Below are 17,408 nucleotides of genomic sequence, written 5' to 3'. Positions count from 1 at the left end.
TTTTTTATATGAAAAAGAGTATTTTGCTTTCTTTTGAAGAAGTTAACTATATGAGATTTTTTAGAGGAGGACTATAAATGAAATATGTCATTATTGGCGGTGATGCCGCTGGAATGAGCGCGGCAATGCAAATTGTTCGTAATGTAGAAAATGCCAAAGTCACTACATTAGAGATGGGTGATACATACTCCTATGCACAGTGCGGCTTACCTTATGCGATTAGTGGGAGAATTCCAAAGCTAGATTCCTTAATTGCGAGGACTAGGGACACGTTTGAAGAAAAGTATGGAATTGATGCACGTATTTTTCATAAGGTTGAACATGTTGACGAAAAAGCTAAACTTGTAAGTGGAACTAATCTTAAAACAAATGAAACGTTCTCAGTTCCATATGACAAATTACTTGTCGCAACAGGAGCACGTCCGTTAGTACCTGATTGGGATGGAGTTAACTTAAAAGGTGTTCATACGTTAAAAACTATCGCTGATGCGAAAGCAATTATGGAAAGTGCGACAGATGCGAAAAATGTAACCGTCATTGGTGGTGGCTACATTGGCCTTGAAATGGCGGAAGCTTTTCATGAGCTTGGAAAAGATGTCCGGATCATTCAGCGCGGCGCACAGCTTGCAAATACATTTGACCTTGATATGGCTGAACATATAAACGATGAAGCAGAAAAGCAAGGGATTGCCGTCCACCTAGAAGAGTCAGTAACTGCGTTAAATGGAAATGGCGTAGTAACAGAGGTTATTACAGACAAAACTTCCTATGAGACAGATTTAGTATTAATCGCAATTGGTGTCATTCCTAATACAGAGCTCCTTGACGGGACTGGGGTTCACAAAGGGGTAAAAGGTGCCATTCAAGTGAATCGTTATATGGAAACGAATGTGAAAGATATCTATGCAGCAGGTGATTGTGCTACGCAGTACCATCGTGTTAAAGAAAAGGATGACTTTAGCCCTTTAGGGACGCATGCTAATAAACAAGGTCGCCTTGCCGGGTTAAATATGATTAAAAAAACTCGCCCTTTTCAAGGAATGGTTGGGACGGCTATATTAAAGTTTTGTGATTTATCACTTGGGAGAACAGGGCTGACAGAAAATGAAGCAAAAGAACTAAACTTACCATATGAGACGACGATCTTAACTTCTACAAATATAGCGGGATATTATCCGGGAAAAGAAAAGTTACATGTTAAGCTCCTTTATCGCAGTGATACAAAGCAATTATTAGGTGGGCAATTTGTTGGCATTGCAGGCGTTGCAAAAAGGACAGATGTTATTGCAACGGCACTATTTCACCGAATGAAAATTGATGAACTGGAAGACTTAGACTTGAGCTATGCACCACCGTTTAATTCCGTTTGGGATCCCGTGCAACAAGGCGCTAGACGTTCAAAATAAAACAAATAAAACCGAGAAGACCTTTGAGGGTCTCTCGGTTATTTGTTGTAGTTTTCATAAATTTCTTCATAAATATCACTAAGCATTGGAATATATACTTTCCAGAAAAACTGTTCTTGGTTTTCAATTAAAGAGCTTACCTTCATTAATGGCTTCATTCCACTTATCCAGTAAGGAGGTAATGGTGAACGGATATCTGCGAAATCTCCTGCAAAGTAATATGCCGTATAGTCACTTGTTTTTTTCGTAACTGCAGGAAATGTTGTCGGGATACCAAATTTATTTAAGATTTGTTTCCCAGCCTCAGTTACATCTAGTTCGTATTGATAAAATGTTTCGACATTTTCAGAAGGTGTTACAACATCAAACCAGTAGTAATACTTTTGGACATCACTAGCAGATTTAAATCCTGTATCCCCATCACTTTTAACCATCTTTAATTCATTTTCCCCGATATGTTTATCATGTTCCAATACTACAATTGTTTCGTTTTCATGAATGTAAACAAAACCTTTTCCTTCAAACTCCCATTTCGCGTCATATTGTTGCTCATACAATGTGTGCATCCAGTCTGGAATTTCATCGTTGTTTAATTGCTCAAAGTAACGACCGATCCAGCCTGTCCAATTCACGCCAAGCAGCGTTTCCATTTCCTGACGAATATGCGTAGGGGTCGGGCTAGCAAAGGCATTAAATTCTGCAATAACCGTTTTATCTTGCTTCGTAGTAAATGCTTTAATAATCGCTATATCATCATCATTAAGGCCACCGTAAACAAGCTTAGAGCGATCTTGACTAGCCTTTCGATGCTTCAGATCTTCCGTGTAAACTCCATATGTGTCAACTAAATATAATAACGGACTAGCTAACACTTGATCTTTAATACCTGTTAACTCACTATGTGTTTGTGAGTTCGGATAAAAGCCAGTATAATCCTTTAAGCTTCTTTCACCATCAGAATATTTCTCATGGTTTATAAACCATATAAGGCCTTTATGCTCACGATACTCCGGATCAGGTACTGTTTTGTCTAAGACAATAATAGGCATGCTTTGACTAGGCTTTGCCCACCATAAAATAACAGGTAAAAATATTATAATTATTGCTATTAACCACAGTATTTTTTTTCTCATCCTATTTACCTTTCTTTTTCAAAACTATTTAGTATGTCAGTACTTCCTCTTTGTACCTTTGAGCCATTCCGTCAATTAGTTCTGAAGCTGTCATGATGTAAATAAGCCCTTCATTCTTTGTGCTAATAGCTCCAATATCATGTAAGATCGTTTCACTTAAAGATATCGTATGGTAACTAATTGGCAGAGCTGCTATTATTTCTTTCACCTCAGCAAATTGCTCTTCACTTGTAAACCCAGGTACATCAACGACAATAATGTGCCTAATGCCAACTGTAGCAATTCCGTTTTCCCAATCATCTCTTGTAAAAGCAGGACCGACTAAAAGATCTTTTTTCGCATATAATGCATTTTCTATAACATCACTTGGGACTAATTCATTATTATCAACTTTCGAATCGACAGCACCGTAAAAATAATTCTGTGCAAGATTAGCTAATAATTGTGCACGTTTCCCCGTTTTAAATCCATGAATGTACACAGGACCTGTTGCTTGCTTCTCTAAGTATTGCAATATTTCATATAATTGTGCTGCTTCTACTTTATCCTCATGAAGTGAAAAGTGTTTGTAAGTTAAACCATTGGCAAGTGCCCAATCCTTTTCTTGGTCAATCCATTTAACATCTGCTTCTTTTGCTTCATTTAACAAACTAATAAATTGCGTAAATCCCGTTTCTTTTAAACGTTCAAACTCCTCAGGTGTTGGATAAGGACCAATAGCTAACCAGCGACCAATTTTGATTATTTCACCACGTTCAAACTTGTCTGGTACATCAACATTAACGAAAGGCTCAATATTTTTAAGTTTTGTTTCTAAGGCTTTCATCACTTCGCCACTACGGAAATCAAAAACATATGCTGAGTGATCAAGCATGTTAATATACTCGTGTAGTTTTGTGAGATTCGTTTTGTCCGCACCATCTATTACAGGTATTTCTGTAAAAGTAATTTCATACTCTTTAGCAATTTGACGAGCCTTTTCAATCCATTGTACATCGCCTGGATTAGCAGGATCCAACGTAGAAATTAGTTCTTTTATTCCAGGTCGTAAAACAATATGGAACCATTCTTCATCTGTCGGAAATGGTCCTAAAACAAGTTGTTTTTCTTTAATATGAACAAGTGGTCCTCTTTCAATTTTATCAGGGAAAATAACTACTCGATTATTATCTTTACCAATAAACTCAAAAATTGACGTTCGCGCCAAATCAACTCGATGTTTGCCTAAATAACAGTGAACGTAATATTTACCTTGATTATTTTTTAATAGAGCTTGTATTCCATCTAGTGCTTTTTTATTATCACTTACCCATGGAAGCATTGGGAAAGAGTGTACTTGAAGGCCAACCGTTTCGCCATTACTAAGCTCCTGATCTAATAATACCTTTTCAAAAGGAATTGTCGGACTTAGTAATGTTATTACACCTTCATAGCCTTCTTCTTTTAATTTTCGAAGTTTTTCCTCATCAGGATAAGGGCCAAAGATAACTCGGTCTACTTGCTCTTCTTCCCCTTGTAATTGCTTTATCGCAACTGACGTCGGACTTAAAAATAAATAAAAGACAAAACCAGCTAAAAGGAAAAAGATAAGTAACAAGCTATATGAAAATTTCGTCCTTCCTGGTTTTACTAAGAAAAAGTAAAAGGCAATTGATAAACCAAGCATGCTAAGTGCATAGACGCCTATAAGTCCGCTCATTAATAAATCGATTCCACGTTGAGATAACCCTTCGTTAAAGAACCACTGTTCGATTGGTACCATGAAGAACAATAGGAAAAGACCACCAATAGCAAAGCTTGAAAAGCCGGAAAATAAGAACCAATTTAAAAATGGTAACCACGACTGTTTGTGTACTGGCTTCTTCTTTCGTCTCATGTTCCAACCTCCTTTATTATGATAAGGATTTATAACCTCGAGAGCCTAACTCTGCTCGCTTTAAATTACCCCATTTCTTTTTGTTCTTACGGATTGAAAATAGAGCTAATAATTTCCACCAATTGTTTAACGGGCGGAAAAAGAAGTTTTCAAGAAATGAGTATATGAATAATGTAAATAAATCGCTCCATTTTTTATAACGGCGGAAGTTATATTCCTCTAGAATAAGTGCACCTACTGAAACGATTTGGCTATAAATAAATGCTACTGCTATAAATGCTAGTAAGAAGTAAAAATTAATTAAATCTAAGAAATACAAAGTTGGAATTAATATTAATCCTAAAAGTTCTAATATTGGGCCTAATAATTCGACAAAGAATAAATAAGGCATTCCTACTAAACCTGTTACACCATAACGAGGGTTTAATAGCATTCGTTTATGCGCCCACAATGATTCTACTAATCCACGATACCAACGATCTCGTTGCTGCTTTAAGTCTTTACGAGTTTCCGGTGCTTGTGTCCAGCAAACCGGATTAGGGACAAATAAAATTTTCCATTTTTTCTTTTTCTCATAACTATGACGATGAAGGCGTACGGTTAGTTCCATATCCTCTCCAACAGTGTCTGTTAAATAGCCGCCAACCTCAATAACTGCACTCTTTTTAAAAATACCAAAAGCTCCAGCAATAACAAGTAAGCTTTTCAGTTTACTTAACGCAATTCTTCCTATTAAAAAGGCACGTAAGTATTCTAGTACTTGCATTTTAGCCCAACGATTTTTAGGTAGTTGAACTTTCGTAATCGTACTATTTTCAATTTTACACCCATTAACAATTCGAACAATTCCTCCAACAGCAACAACTTCATCAGGGTTTTCAACAAAAGGATATACGACTTGTAAAAGTGCTTTTTCCTCTAAAATCGAGTCAGCATCTACGACACAGAAAAGTGGAAATTTACTAATATTAATTCCTGCATTAATCGCATCCGCTTTGCCGCCGTTATCTTTATCAACAACAATTAAATTCGGGTAAAGGAGAGAATGGTAAACTACTCTTACATCCTCTGTATCTAGCTTTTTTGAATATGTTTTTGTCATTGGTGTCAGCTGAAAATTTTCTATTAAAATTTCTAAAGTTTTATCTTTTGAGCCATCATTGACAACAATTACTTCAAAGTCTGGATAATTTAATTGTAAAAATCCTTTAATCGTTGTTGCAATTGTCACTTCCTCATTATAAGCAGGAACTATTAGTGAAATAGGAGAGACGAATTGCATTTGTTTCGTTTCCATTATTTGTCTTGCACGACGCGTCCGAATATAATGAATAATACTTTTTACTGATAAAATTAAAAATGCAAAGTAGGTTGTTTGAATCAGAAACACGGCAATAATTAAGAATAAATTTAACCAAACGATAAACTCATGAATGGACATAATTATCAAATCCTTTTAGTTTTAGCATATCTAAGTAATAGCGGGACATATCGCGAGCATATTTATCGGGATGTTCTTTTTCAAGGCGCACTAATTCTTGTTCGCCACCATGTCCAAGTTTTACAAGTCCAAATGCGCTATAATATCTTACCCACCACAGTTGGTGCCCTAGATTATTTTCCATACATTTAGCAAACTGTTCGTCACCAAAAAGGGCAATCCCTTTCATTGAAAGGATTTTAATACCTGGTAATTCATAATCATCGTTAATGTTTTGTTCAAAGTGTGGTAATGCAATTTTAGCTTCTAAGGAAATTAACGCTTTTACCGCCCCAACTTTGACTTCTCCACTTTCACTCTTCATCACGTTTAAAATAAATGGGATACAATCTACTCGATTTTTTTGTCCCATCCATTCTAAAATACATCTTCTCGTAAATGCCTTTTTATAGTTGGGATATCTAAGTTTTACACGTTCGTAGAAAGCATTATCATTCGTACTTTTTATATTTGCTAAATTGTGTAAAACCCAGTCAAGCTGATAATATTCTGTGTTGTATTCTTCTAAAACATTGAAGATCTCAAAAATATCGTCTTCCTCACCGATTGAGCTTAAGGTAGTAATTGCTGCCATTCTAATAAGTGGGTTTTCATCCATACACATCTTTAGAACATTTGGTCGCTCTTTTTTCACTTGGAATGCGGCAGATAAATATAATGCTTCATACCTCTTCCACCAATGCTTTGAACTCATACCTTTTTCAATGTCTTTTGTTATTCCCCACTCATCCATTAATTTTGAGAGTCTCTTAACACCTTCATCTGTTAGTTTCGTTTCATATTTTATTAATTGGTTAAGTGCCCATTGTCTAAAGTTGCCTTTTAAAGATGATTTCATTCTTGGAGTGATTGCGGTGGGGGATGTTAAGTACTTCTCTACTTCTCTTTTAAAACGTCTTCTACGGAGTTTCCAATTTTTTCGTTCATAATTCGTTTTTAGTCTTTTTAATACAAGCCATACTATTGTAATTAATAACAATGTACTTAATAGAAATAAATAGATAAAGATTAATGAAAAGAGAAACGGCATCTATTCACACCCCAATTCTAGTATTCTACTTTAAGAATACCCTATATTGGTAGGAAGTCAACGGTTCATTTGTCGAAATTTGTAGACGTTATTATCCTTGTCAAGTTTTATGCCTATTTTCGAAGATATAATATATTCAAATCAAGTAAATCAAGGTAAATAAAAGTGAGGAAGGACTCGACATAAATATGGAGTAGGATATAGATGTTAGTTTATCCGAATTAACGAAGTATTTTATTGAAGATCCTGTGGCATATTAAAAACTAATATAAAGGCTGGGATAAAACAAGGAGCCAGGCACCCTACAAGGTGCCGGGCACTTGTATCCCAGCCTTATTAATTATTCTAAATTAAGGTGAAGGTCATAACGTGGCATCGCTTTTATTAAAGATTTCTTAAGTTCATTTCTAATCTCTTTTTTCTCTTTTGTAGAGAAGTTTTTTGTAAAAGAAGCATTTACCCAAGCGTCGTTACCGATGATTATAACCATGCCAGGTTCTACACCTTCAACCATGTTTACAGTCGCTCGAAACTTAGATTGATCATCGCCTAAATCCGCTCTGTCTTCCCGTAAATTATGCCAGTTAGGATTTTGATTAACATCAATTGGGTATGCTACATCTTCCTGACCTTCAAGTGTCGTATCATTAGGTTCTGTTCCTTGTGCACATCCTGCTAAAAGCATACTTATGGTAACTACTGAGAGGAATGCATTTCTCATTTTTAAACACCCCTTATTCAATAGCTTGTCCACTTTCGCTTTATTTTTGCATCTGATTTTCTTTTTTTAACGTTACTTTATTCGGTACTGTATGACAATGACGGCAACGTGGCTCATAGCTTTCTGATGCACCAACTAAAATAATTGGATCATCATAAGAAGCTGGTTTACCATTTATTAAACGCTGCGTTCTATTTGATGGAGATCCGCATGAAAGGCAGATTGCTTGTAACTTTGTCACCGTTTCTGCAAGCGCCATCAACTGCGGCATTATACCAAATGGTTCCGCGCGAAAATCTAAATCTAACCCAGCTGCAATCACTCGTTTGCCATTATCCGCTAGATGTTCAATGACTGCGACAATCTCATCGTCAAAGAATTGCACTTCATCTATTCCAATAACATCAGCATTTTCATCGACATGCTCTAAAATATCGTGCGCTTTACTAACTGCTGTTGCCATGACTGAAGTTCCATTATGGGAGACAACCGCCACCTCACTATATCGATTATCGACTGCAGGTTTAAACATTTGTACAGTTAATTTCCCGTATGTCGCTCTTCTAATTCTGCGAATTAATTCTTCTGATTTCCCAGAAAACATTCCACCACAAATTACTTCGACCCATCCGTTATGTTTCATGATATGCATGAGGCAGTCTCCCCTTTTAACAATTATAATTGATGTATTTTTTTATTTTGTCTATGTTTTAAAAGAAAAAACAGGCAAGGAGTGAACTCTTGCCTGCTTTTTATAATATTACTTACGTTTATATTTCTTGTTAAAGCGGTCTACGCGTCCACCAGCGTCAGCAAACTTCTGACGTCCTGTGTAGAATGGGTGACATTCTGAGCAAACCTCAACTTTAATTTCTTCTAAAGTTGATCCGCTTTCGAATTCGTTACCACAAGCACATTTAACCATTGATTTCTTATAGTTAGGGTGAATTCCTGCTTTCATCCTATTCATCTCCTTCCGCCCTGAGCCCCTGAGACCCAGAATAATGTGTCTATCATGTCAGCACATGAAAAAATTATATCAGTGCAACGTATAATTTGCAACTCATTCATGATAAAAATATTGTTGTAAAATAATGTTACGCTCTTGTCCGTTTCACACCTGCAGCTTTATCTTCTTCTATCTTTTGGAAGAACTCATCATTTGTTTTTGTTGTCTTTAAACGTTTCATAAATTGATCGATAAAGTCAGGAGAGTTATTCATTGTTTTGCGGATTGCCCATAAGCTATCCAGTTGATTTTTTGGCATTAATAGTTCTTCTTTTCGTGTTCCAGAACGACGGATATCAATCGCAGGGAAGATTCTTCTTTCTGCTAAGCTACGGTCAAGGTGTAATTCCATGTTACCTGTCCCTTTAAATTCTTCATAAATAACGTCATCCATACGTGAACCAGTATCAATTAGTGCAGTTGCTAATATTGTTAAACTTCCACCATCTTCAATATTTCGCGCTGCTCCAAAGAAACGTTTCGGTCTATGGAATGCTGCAGGGTCAATACCCCCTGATAATGTACGACCACTTGGTGGTATAACTAAGTTATACGCCCTAGCTAAACGAGTAATACTATCTAAAAGAATGACGACATCTTTTTTATGTTCAACAAGACGCATCGCTCTTTCTAGCACTAACTCAGCAACCTTGATGTGGTTTTCTGGAACTTCATCGAATGTTGAGCTTACAACATCACCTTTTACTGAACGCTCAATGTCCGTTACTTCTTCTGGTCTTTCATCAATAAGTAGAACAATTAACTCTGTGTCAGGGTGATTTTCAGTAATACTATTAGCTATTTCTTTTATTAAAATCGTTTTACCTGCTTTTGGAGGTGCTACGATTAAACCACGTTGTCCAAAACCTACCGGAGAAATCATATCAATGATCCGTGAGGAAAGTTTGAAGGGTGCTGTTTCAAGAGTCATTCTATTATCTGGATACACCGGTGTTAATGCCGGGAAATGAACTCGTTCTCTTGCTGTATCAGGATCTTCACCATTTACTGCGGTTACATGCAATAATCCGTAATAACGCTCATTTTCTTTCGGAGGTCGTACTTTACCAGAAACCTTGTCCCCATTTCGCAAATCAAAACGTCGAATTTGTGAAGCAGAAATATAAATATCTTCGGAACTAGGAGAATAATTAATTGGTCGTAAAAAACCAAAACCTTCCGATTGGATTACTTCTAATACACCTTCCATAAACATAAAGCCATCTTGCTCTGCTTGTGCCTTTAAAATTGAAAATATAAGTTCAGGCTTTTTTAACTTACTGTAATAAGAAACTTTGAAATTTCGTGCTAGCTCGTACAATTCTTTGAGCGTTTTTTCTTCCAACTGTGATAACGTTAACGTCATGCTTACACCACTCTTATCTATTTTATTAGTTACTTCTATTATTTCGAGATTATTTTTGGTATTCATATTTGGAGATTTTTGAAGGTTCCGCGAAGTTACTCGAAGAGAAGTGTTTTATTAGGGAAACTTACTTGCAAACCAGCTTCTATTCTAACCATAACGGCTAAAAATATTCAACTTAATAAATATGGAAAAGGGGGATAGCCCCCTTTTCATTAAGGTTTAATAACTAAATTAGGTTTTTTCGATAGACTGTGACGACCATCAATAAAGCGAACTGTTCCAGATTTTGCACGCATTACTAAAGATTGAGTAGTGCCAGTATGAGCCTTAAATTGAACACCTTTTAACAATTCTCCATCTGTAACACCAGTTGCAGCAAAAATTGCATCATCGCCTTTTACTAAATCATCCATCTTTAATACTTTCGTTACATCTAAGCCCATTTTCTCACAACGAGCTAACTCTTCTTCTGTTTGCGGTAAAAGCTTTCCTTGTAGTTCACCACCAAGACATTTTAAAGCAACAGCAGCTAAAACACCTTCTGGCGCTCCACCACTACCAAATAAAATATCTACGCCAGTGTGATCAAATGCAGTATTTATTGCTCCTGCAACATCACCATCTGAAATTAATTTAATTCTCGCACCAGTTTCTCTTATCTCTTCAATGATTGCACTGTGGCGGTCACGATTTAAGATAGTTGCGACAACTTCCTCAATATCTTTATTTTTTGCTTTTGCTACGGCATGTAAATTCTCCGTAACAGAGGCATTAATATCAATTTTACCAACCGCTTCAGGACCTACTGCAATCTTGTCCATATACATATCTGGGGCATGAAGTAAACAACCATGGTCAGCGATAGCGATTACTGCTAGTGCATTCCAAGTTCCTGCAGCAACGATATTTGTTCCTTCTAAAGGGTCAACGGCTACATCAACTCGTGGGCCAAACCCATTCCCAAGTGTTTCCCCGATGTATAGCATTGGTGCTTCGTCCATTTCACCTTCACCGATAACAACTGTACCTTTCATCGGAATTGTATCAAATACATTACGCATTGCAGTTGTAGCAGCATCATCTGCTTCATCTTTTTTCCCTCGTCCCATCCATTTCGCTGATGCTAAAGCTGCAGCCTCTGTCACACGGACAAGTTCCATTGATAAACTTCTTTCCATAATAAACTTCCTCCCCGTTTGCCTATGTATTAAGCGTTTTGCATTTTTTCTATTTCTTGTTCATCCATTGTTTCGCGCCAAACATTGGCACCTAGACCTTTTAATTTACTAACAAGATTTTCGTAACCGCGATCAATGTGTTCTAAACCGGTTACTTCCGTTATTCCTTCTGCCATTAAACCAGCAACAACTAAAGCAGCACCAGCACGAAGATCACTTGCTTTCACTCTTGCTCCTTGCAGTTGACGTTTCCCTTCAATTATTGCTGCACTACCCTCTACTTTAATATTTGCACCCATGCGACGTAATTCATCAACATGTTTAAAACGGGCATTATAAATTGTGTCAGTAACTATACTCGTTCCTGTGGCATTTGTTAAAAGTGAAGTAAATGGTTGTTGTAAGTCCGTCGGGAAACCTGGGTAAACTAGAGTCTTAATATCAACTGACTTCATGTTATCTTGTTTTGCCACGTATACTTGGTCTTCATTCGCTTCTATATGAACACCCATTTCACGAAGTTTTGCAATGAGTGATTCAATATGATGTGGGATTACATTTTCAATAATTACCTCTTTCCCCATAGCTGCAGCCATAATTAAAAAAGTTCCTGCTTCAATGCGGTCAGGGATTATTGAGTGACGGCATCCATGTAAGGAATCTACTCCCTCAATTCGGATAACATCTGTTCCTGCACCTTTAATTTTCGCACCCATGTTTGTTAGTAACGTAGCTACATCAATGATTTCTGGTTCTTTTGCGGCATTTTCAATAATTGTTTGCCCTTTTGCTCTAACAGCTGCAAGCATAATGTTAATAGTTGCACCAACAGAAACAACATCTAAGTAAATACGCGCTCCAATAAGTTCATCAGCACGTAAGTAAATAGCACCTTGTTCATTCGTTACTTTTGCTCCTAGTGCCTCAAATCCTTTTATATGTTGGTCAATTGGTCTTGGACCTAAATGGCAACCACCTGGCATACCAACGACAGCTTTTTTAAATCGACCAAGCATTGCACCCATTAAATAGTATGACGCACGCAACTTCTTAACTTTCCCACTAGGTAGTGGCATTGCAACCATCTTACTAGGATCGACGGTTAATTTTGTATTTTCTAAAGTTACTTCTCCACCAATTTCTTCAAGTAACTCACTTAATGTATGTACATCTGAGATGTTCGGTAATTGTTCAATAGTGACAGGAGATTCAGCAAGGATTGCAGCTGGGATAAGTGCGACAGCACTATTTTTTGCACCACTTACACTGATTTTACCTTTCAGTACTTTGCCGCCTTCAATCATTAATTTTTCCATTTGTGTAGTCTCCTTTCTTTATTGCGAAATATTTTTGGTTATTATTTCCTAATATTACTTAAAAAATGTAATAGAAAGAGAAGTATTTCCATACTTCTCCGTATTTAATTTATTTACTCTTGTTCCAGTCAGCTAGAAACTTTTCAATTCCAGCATCAGTTAAAGGGTGTTTTGTTAATTGTTGAATTACGTTGAATGGAATTGTAGCAATATGTGCACCACGTAAGGCAGCTTGTGTTACATGTTGAGGATGACGAATAGACGCTGCAATAATTTGAGTTTCAATATTGTGAATAGCAAAGATTTCAGCAATCTCTTCAACAAGTTGAAGCCCATCTTGACCAATATCATCAAGGCGTCCTAAAAATGGAGATACATAAGTTGCTCCAGCTCTTGCGGCTAGTAGAGCTTGATTCGCGGAGAAAATTAGCGTAACGTTCGTTTTAATTCCTTTTTCAGAGAAAGTTTTCGCTGCTTTTAGCCCTTCGGTTGTCATCGGTAATTTAACCGTTACATTCGGCGCTATTTTTGCAAGTTCTAAGCCTTCTTTGACCATTTCATCATATGTTAAGCCGATTACTTCAGCACTTACTGATCCAGAAACTATTTCTGTAATTTCTTTTATACGGTCTTCAAACTTTACTCCCTCTTTTACGACAAGAGAAGGATTCGTTGTGACACCATCTAATATTCCTAAATCGTTAGCTTCACGGATTTCTTCAATATTTGCTGTATCAATAAAAAATCTCATTTGAATTGCTCTCTCCTTGTTGTTTCGAGTACACTACTATTTCTATTATAAAGCAGTCTAGCTCCTTTGTGAAAACAAAACCGCCTTTTTCTAGAAAAAAGACGGTTTTTTTTAAATCTATATTATTATGCTTGGTTTGAAGAACCAAATTCACGCATTTTTCCGCTAACTGTTTGTTTAATTGTTTCACGTGCAGGTCCTAAAAACTTACGAGGATCATACATTTCAGGATTGTCAGCTAATACTTCACGAATTTTTTTCGCTGATGCAATTTGGTTTTCAGTATTTACATTAATTTTTGCAGTTCCTAAAGAGATAGCTTTTTGAATATCCTTTGTCGGGATTCCTGTACCACCATGAAGTACTAATGGAACTTTCGTTAATTCCATAACTTCTTTCATGCGGTCAAATCCTAGGTTAGGTTCACCTTTGTATGGACCATGTACAGAACCTAATGCTGGTGCAAAGCAGTCAACGCCTGTTTCACGTACTAATTGGTCACATTCAGCTGGAATAGCATATGCCGCTTCCGCATCATCAACAATTAAATCATCTTCTTGACCACCGATACGACCAAGTTCTGCTTCAACAGAAACGCCGTGGAAGTGTGCAAGTTCAACAACTTTTTTCGTTAATGCAATGTTCTCTTCAAGCGGATGATGTGAACCATCAATCATTACAGAAGTGAAACCTGCATGAATTGCTTCTGCACATTTTTGATAGCTTGAGCCGTGATCAAGGTGAATAGCTACAGGTACAGTAATGTTGTAATCGTGCATTAAACCTTCAATCATTAATACAACTGTTTTAAATCCACCGATGTATCGTGCTGCCCCTTCAGAAACTCCTAAAATTACAGGTGAGTTCTCTTCTTGAGCCGCTTGTAAAATCGCTTGTGCGTACTCTAAATTATTAACATTGAATTGTCCTACTGCATAAGACCCTTCATTAGCTTTAATAAGCATTTCTTTCATTGATACTAAAGGCATGAAAAAATCCTCCTACTCATTTGATGTCATTTTTAATTTATGTAACTAGAACATAGTACTTTACTAGCATACCAATTATACAAGACTTTTAGCAATTTATTGCTCTAAAATTTATTTAGACATTACAACAGGTAAAACGTCTCTTACGGCTTCGCGAATTTCATCAATATCGAAAAACTTAGAGAAATGCGAAATTGCGCCTAAATTCTTTGCTTCTTTAATCATATCTAGTTCACCATATGCTGTCATCATTATAACTTGAATGGAACTATCCATAGCTTTTAACCGTTTAAGTATTTCTATTCCATCCATTCCCGGAATTTTCATATCTAATAAAACGAGGCCAGGTCGATTTTTTTCAGCAATACTTAATGCTTGGGTACCGTTAGCAGCTTGATACGTATTATAACCTTCTTTTTTAAAAATTTCTGTTAATAAAACACGTATTCCATACTGGTCATCGACAATTAATAAGTTACTAGACAATTTTACCACCTACTGATCGTATTTTTTCATTTCTAACCTACTTCTATTTTAGCTTATCTTTCTCCTTCTTTTTAAATTATTTTTTCATTTCGCACTTTTATCCTTTATTCGTTATAATACTGCTAGACGTAATAAAGGAGTGTCTATTGTGCTTAAAATTTTCACAACCCAATTAGTTGGTTATTTTAATTCCATTCAAGAGAAAGAAGAAATTCATATTGAAGATAGTTCAAGAGCAATTGCCCAAGCAATTGTTGGAGACGGCCATGTTTACTTTCATGGGTTCCATGAAATGATGGCAGTTTGTTATGAAGCTGTCTTAGGTCAAGAAACATTACCGAAGGCAAAGTTCCTATTTGAAGGAGGAAAAAAAGCTAACTTAACTTCGATCGACCGGTTAGTTATTGCTGCCTCACCAAATGACCATACAGATGCAATATCTTTAGCAAAAGAAGCAAAAGAGCAAGGTGTTACCGTTATTGGGCTATCCGTTGAGAAAGATCATGGTGGTAATGACTCATTTATTTCGGAATGTGATTTCCATATTAATATCCACTTAAATAGTCCGTTAGTTCCGACCGATAGTGGGGAAAGAATCTGCACACCTACTGTCATGGCAGCACTATATGGCTATTATGCTCTATTTTTAACTACGAAAGAGATATTAGATGACTATTTGTAAAAGATAAGCGGCTTTCAAAAAGTCAGTGAAATGCAAGTACATACCTTGGCTTCCGAGGGCTGTGGGGTCTTGCTTGGCTCACTGTTCCCGCAGGAGAGTCGTGAATTTCATCCAAATATCAACACAAAAACAAAAACAAGACCAAGTTAGATGGATAACTCTACTTGGCCTTGTTCTATTTTAAGGACTTATTACACTGCCCCTGTAATCATTTTTAATCCTAGTTTGAAATCGTTGCTTTCTCTTTAATTGTCGCACCAACAAATTCACGGAATAACGGTTGTGGTCTTGTTGGACGTGATTTGAATTCAGGATGGAATTGACAAGCTACAAACCAAGGGTGATCTTTTAGCTCAATAATTTCTACTAAGCGACCGTCTGGACTAGTACCTGAGAAAATAAATCCTGCCTCTTCCATTACTTTACGGTATTCATTATTAAACTCGTAGCGGTGGCGATGACGCTCATAGACAACTTCATCATTATACGCTTCATAAGCTTTTGTATCTTTATTTAATTTACAAGCATACAATCCTAAGCGAAGTGTTCCACCTAAATCCTCAATATCTTTTTGTTCTGGTAGCAAGTCTATAATAGGATAGTTTGTTTCTGGATTTAGCTCAGCTGAATGTGCATCTTTAAAATTTAGAACGTGACGTGCAAACTCCACAGAAGCGAGTTGCATTCCTAAACAAATACCTAAAAACGGAATGTTGTTTTCACGAGCAAATTTTGTGGCAGCTATTTTCCCTTCAACTCCACGGTCACCAAAACCTCCAGGAACCAGAATTCCATCACAATCAGAAAGTAATTCTTTTACATTACCATCATTTACTTCTTCCGAATTGACCCATTTTATTTCAACGTCTGAGTCATGTGCATACCCAGCGTGTTTTAATGCTTCTACTACAGAAATATAAGCGTCCTGTAAGGAAACATATTTACCAACAAGGGCAATTTTCGTTTTTTCTTTTAAATTTGTTACTTTGTTTACTAGTGCTTTCCACTCGGTCATTTCTGCTTCGTTACAAGAAAGTTTCAAATGATCACACGTAATTTGATCTAGTCCTTGTGCTTGAAGTGCCAGAGGAACTTCGTATAAAGTTTCCGCATCGCGAGCTTCAATAACTGCATGTTCTTCAATATCACAGAACAATGCTATTTTATCTTTCATGTCTTGAGAAATTGGCTGTTCTGTTCGCACAACAATGACATTAGGTTGAATTCCTAATGAACGTAATTCTTTTACGCTATGTTGCGTTGGCTTCGTTTTCATTTCACCTGCTGCTTTAATATAAGGGACTAACGTACAGTGAATGTACATGACATTATCTCGGCCGATATCACTTTTCATTTGGCGAATTGCTTCAAGCATCGGTAATGATTCAATGTCACCTACCGTACCACCAACTTCAGTAATTACAACGTCAGCATTCGTTTCTCTACCTGCACGGAAAATACGTTCTTTTATCTCGTTTGTAATGTGAGGGATTACTTGGACCGTACCACCTAAATAATCACCTCTACGTTCTTTTCGTAAAACTGTAGAGTAAATTTTACCTGTCGTTACATTACTATTTTGGTTTAAATTAATATCTATAAAACGCTCATAATGTCCTAAATCTAAATCTGTTTCTGCTCCATCATCCGTTACAAAAACCTCACCGTGTTGATATGGACTCATTGTACCTGGATCAACATTTATGTATGGATCAAATTTTTGTATCGTTACATTTAAGCCACGATTTTTTAATAATCTACCAAGAGAGGCAGCTGTAATTCCTTTTCCTAAAGATGAGACAACCCCACCCGTTACAAAAATATATTTCGTCATAGTAATCCCCCTCTTTTTTGTATTAAGTATTTGTCATTATTGGTTAAAATATAAAATAGTCTGGAAAACAAAAAAAAAAGTGCCACCTCTCATTATAATAATAAGAGGGGCACTTGAATGTTATTTC

General features: G+C 36.6%; 16 protein-coding genes. 2 read left to right on the top strand and 14 right to left on the bottom strand.

From position 1 onward, the window contains the following. The first annotated feature begins 77 nt into the window (after nucleotides 1–77). Nucleotides 78–1,406: a CoA-disulfide reductase gene (locus CIB95_RS11160; protein ID WP_094925167.1), complete on the top strand. Its 1,329-nt coding sequence runs from the start codon at nucleotides 78–80 to the stop codon at nucleotides 1,404–1,406. Nucleotides 1,407–1,444: 38 nt separating this feature from the next. Here the strand turns inward: CIB95_RS11160 and CIB95_RS11155 are convergent, their stop codons facing one another. From CIB95_RS11155 to CIB95_RS11095, 13 genes are all read right to left on the bottom strand, one after another. Continuing rightward, complete coding sequence (locus CIB95_RS11155) at nucleotides 1,445–2,539, bottom strand: hypothetical protein (protein WP_094925165.1); 1,095 nt, start codon at nucleotides 2,537–2,539, stop codon at nucleotides 1,445–1,447. A 28-nt stretch (nucleotides 2,540–2,567) separates the two neighbouring features. Continuing rightward, complete coding sequence (locus CIB95_RS11150; protein ID WP_094925163.1) at nucleotides 2,568–4,415, bottom strand: hypothetical protein; 1,848 nt, start codon at nucleotides 4,413–4,415, stop codon at nucleotides 2,568–2,570. 16 nt (nucleotides 4,416–4,431) lie between these two features. Beyond that, nucleotides 4,432–5,856: a glycosyltransferase family 2 protein gene (locus tag CIB95_RS11145; RefSeq protein ID WP_094925161.1), complete on the bottom strand. Its 1,425-nt coding sequence runs from the start codon at nucleotides 5,854–5,856 to the stop codon at nucleotides 4,432–4,434. Next, nucleotides 5,843–6,946, bottom strand: a complete 1,104-nt coding sequence (locus tag CIB95_RS11140) for a HEAT repeat domain-containing protein (RefSeq protein ID WP_094925159.1) — start codon at nucleotides 6,944–6,946, stop codon at nucleotides 5,843–5,845. The genes CIB95_RS11145 and CIB95_RS11140 overlap by 14 nt, the downstream gene beginning before the upstream one ends. A gap of 340 nt (nucleotides 6,947–7,286) precedes the next feature. Then, nucleotides 7,287–7,667, bottom strand: a complete 381-nt coding sequence (locus CIB95_RS11135; RefSeq protein WP_094925157.1) for a hypothetical protein — start codon at nucleotides 7,665–7,667, stop codon at nucleotides 7,287–7,289. 40 nt (nucleotides 7,668–7,707) lie between these two features. After that, nucleotides 7,708–8,319, bottom strand: a complete 612-nt coding sequence (locus tag CIB95_RS11130) for a thymidine kinase (RefSeq protein WP_094925155.1) — start codon at nucleotides 8,317–8,319, stop codon at nucleotides 7,708–7,710. Nucleotides 8,320–8,427: 108 nt separating this feature from the next. Then, nucleotides 8,428–8,628, bottom strand: a complete 201-nt coding sequence (gene rpmE / locus CIB95_RS11125) for a 50S ribosomal protein L31 (protein WP_094925153.1) — start codon at nucleotides 8,626–8,628, stop codon at nucleotides 8,428–8,430. A 136-nt stretch (nucleotides 8,629–8,764) separates the two neighbouring features. Continuing rightward, a complete protein-coding gene (gene rho, locus CIB95_RS11120; RefSeq protein WP_094925151.1) occupies nucleotides 8,765–10,042 on the bottom strand; it encodes a transcription termination factor Rho in 1,278 nt (425 codons plus the stop codon). A 215-nt stretch (nucleotides 10,043–10,257) separates the two neighbouring features. Continuing rightward, a complete protein-coding gene (glpX, locus tag CIB95_RS11115; protein ID WP_094925149.1) occupies nucleotides 10,258–11,223 on the bottom strand; it encodes a class II fructose-bisphosphatase in 966 nt (321 codons plus the stop codon). A gap of 29 nt (nucleotides 11,224–11,252) precedes the next feature. Beyond that, complete coding sequence (locus tag CIB95_RS11110) at nucleotides 11,253–12,539, bottom strand: UDP-N-acetylglucosamine 1-carboxyvinyltransferase (RefSeq protein WP_094925147.1); 1,287 nt, start codon at nucleotides 12,537–12,539, stop codon at nucleotides 11,253–11,255. 109 nt (nucleotides 12,540–12,648) lie between these two features. Further along, the gene (gene fsa / locus CIB95_RS11105; RefSeq protein WP_094925145.1) at nucleotides 12,649–13,290 is read right to left on the bottom strand and encodes a fructose-6-phosphate aldolase; all 642 of its coding nucleotides are present in this window, start codon (nucleotides 13,288–13,290) and stop codon (nucleotides 12,649–12,651) included. 125 nt (nucleotides 13,291–13,415) lie between these two features. Next, nucleotides 13,416–14,279 carry a class II fructose-bisphosphate aldolase gene (locus CIB95_RS11100; RefSeq protein ID WP_094925143.1) on the bottom strand — a complete coding sequence of 288 codons (864 nt, stop codon included), beginning with the start codon at nucleotides 14,277–14,279 and terminating at the stop codon, nucleotides 13,416–13,418. 111 nt (nucleotides 14,280–14,390) lie between these two features. Continuing rightward, nucleotides 14,391–14,765, bottom strand: a complete 375-nt coding sequence (locus CIB95_RS11095; RefSeq protein ID WP_094925141.1) for a response regulator — start codon at nucleotides 14,763–14,765, stop codon at nucleotides 14,391–14,393. A gap of 148 nt (nucleotides 14,766–14,913) precedes the next feature. Between CIB95_RS11095 and CIB95_RS11090 the strand changes: the two genes are divergently transcribed. Further along, nucleotides 14,914–15,447, top strand: a complete 534-nt coding sequence (locus CIB95_RS11090) for a DUF2529 family protein (protein WP_158217611.1) — start codon at nucleotides 14,914–14,916, stop codon at nucleotides 15,445–15,447. 220 nt (nucleotides 15,448–15,667) lie between these two features. On the opposite strand, the gene CIB95_RS11085 is transcribed toward CIB95_RS11090, so the two are convergent. Next, complete coding sequence (locus CIB95_RS11085; protein WP_094925137.1) at nucleotides 15,668–17,281, bottom strand: CTP synthase; 1,614 nt, start codon at nucleotides 17,279–17,281, stop codon at nucleotides 15,668–15,670. Nucleotides 17,282–17,408 lie beyond the last annotated feature (127 nt).

It is taken from the genome of Lottiidibacillus patelloidae, from assembly GCF_002262935.1.
GTDB lineage: Bacteria > Bacillota > Bacilli > Bacillales > SA5d-4 > Lottiidibacillus > Lottiidibacillus patelloidae.
This window is presented reverse-complemented; position numbering and strand designations above follow the sequence as displayed.

Bases quoted from the DNA above. Each gene is read 5' to 3' on its own strand.
- CIB95_RS11130 (WP_094925155.1), bottom strand. From the start codon at position 8,319: ATGCATATCATGAAACATAACGGATGGGTCGAAGTAATTTGTGGTGGA.
- CIB95_RS11145 (WP_094925161.1), bottom strand. From the start codon at position 5,856: ATGTCCATTCATGAGTTTATCGTTTGGTTAAATTTATTCTTAATTATT.
- CIB95_RS11110 (WP_094925147.1), bottom strand. From the start codon at position 12,539: ATGGAAAAATTAATGATTGAAGGCGGCAAAGTACTGAAAGGTAAAATC.
- rpmE (WP_094925153.1), bottom strand. From the start codon at position 8,628: ATGAAAGCAGGAATTCACCCTAACTATAAGAAATCAATGGTTAAATGT.
- CIB95_RS11085 (WP_094925137.1), bottom strand. From the start codon at position 17,281: ATGACGAAATATATTTTTGTAACGGGTGGGGTTGTCTCATCTTTAGGA.
- fsa (WP_094925145.1), bottom strand. From the start codon at position 13,290: ATGAGATTTTTTATTGATACAGCAAATATTGAAGAAATCCGTGAAGCT.
- CIB95_RS11135 (WP_094925157.1), bottom strand. From the start codon at position 7,667: ATGAGAAATGCATTCCTCTCAGTAGTTACCATAAGTATGCTTTTAGCA.
- CIB95_RS11100 (WP_094925143.1), bottom strand. From the start codon at position 14,279: ATGCCTTTAGTATCAATGAAAGAAATGCTTATTAAAGCTAATGAAGGG.
- CIB95_RS11150 (WP_094925163.1), bottom strand. From the start codon at position 4,415: ATGAGACGAAAGAAGAAGCCAGTACACAAACAGTCGTGGTTACCATTT.
- CIB95_RS11155 (WP_094925165.1), bottom strand. From the start codon at position 2,539: ATGAGAAAAAAAATACTGTGGTTAATAGCAATAATTATAATATTTTTA.
- CIB95_RS11160 (WP_094925167.1), top strand. From the start codon at position 78: ATGAAATATGTCATTATTGGCGGTGATGCCGCTGGAATGAGCGCGGCA.
- rho (WP_094925151.1), bottom strand. From the start codon at position 10,042: ATGACGTTAACGTTATCACAGTTGGAAGAAAAAACGCTCAAAGAATTG.
- glpX (WP_094925149.1), bottom strand. From the start codon at position 11,223: ATGGAAAGAAGTTTATCAATGGAACTTGTCCGTGTGACAGAGGCTGCA.
- CIB95_RS11140 (WP_094925159.1), bottom strand. From the start codon at position 6,946: ATGCCGTTTCTCTTTTCATTAATCTTTATCTATTTATTTCTATTAAGT.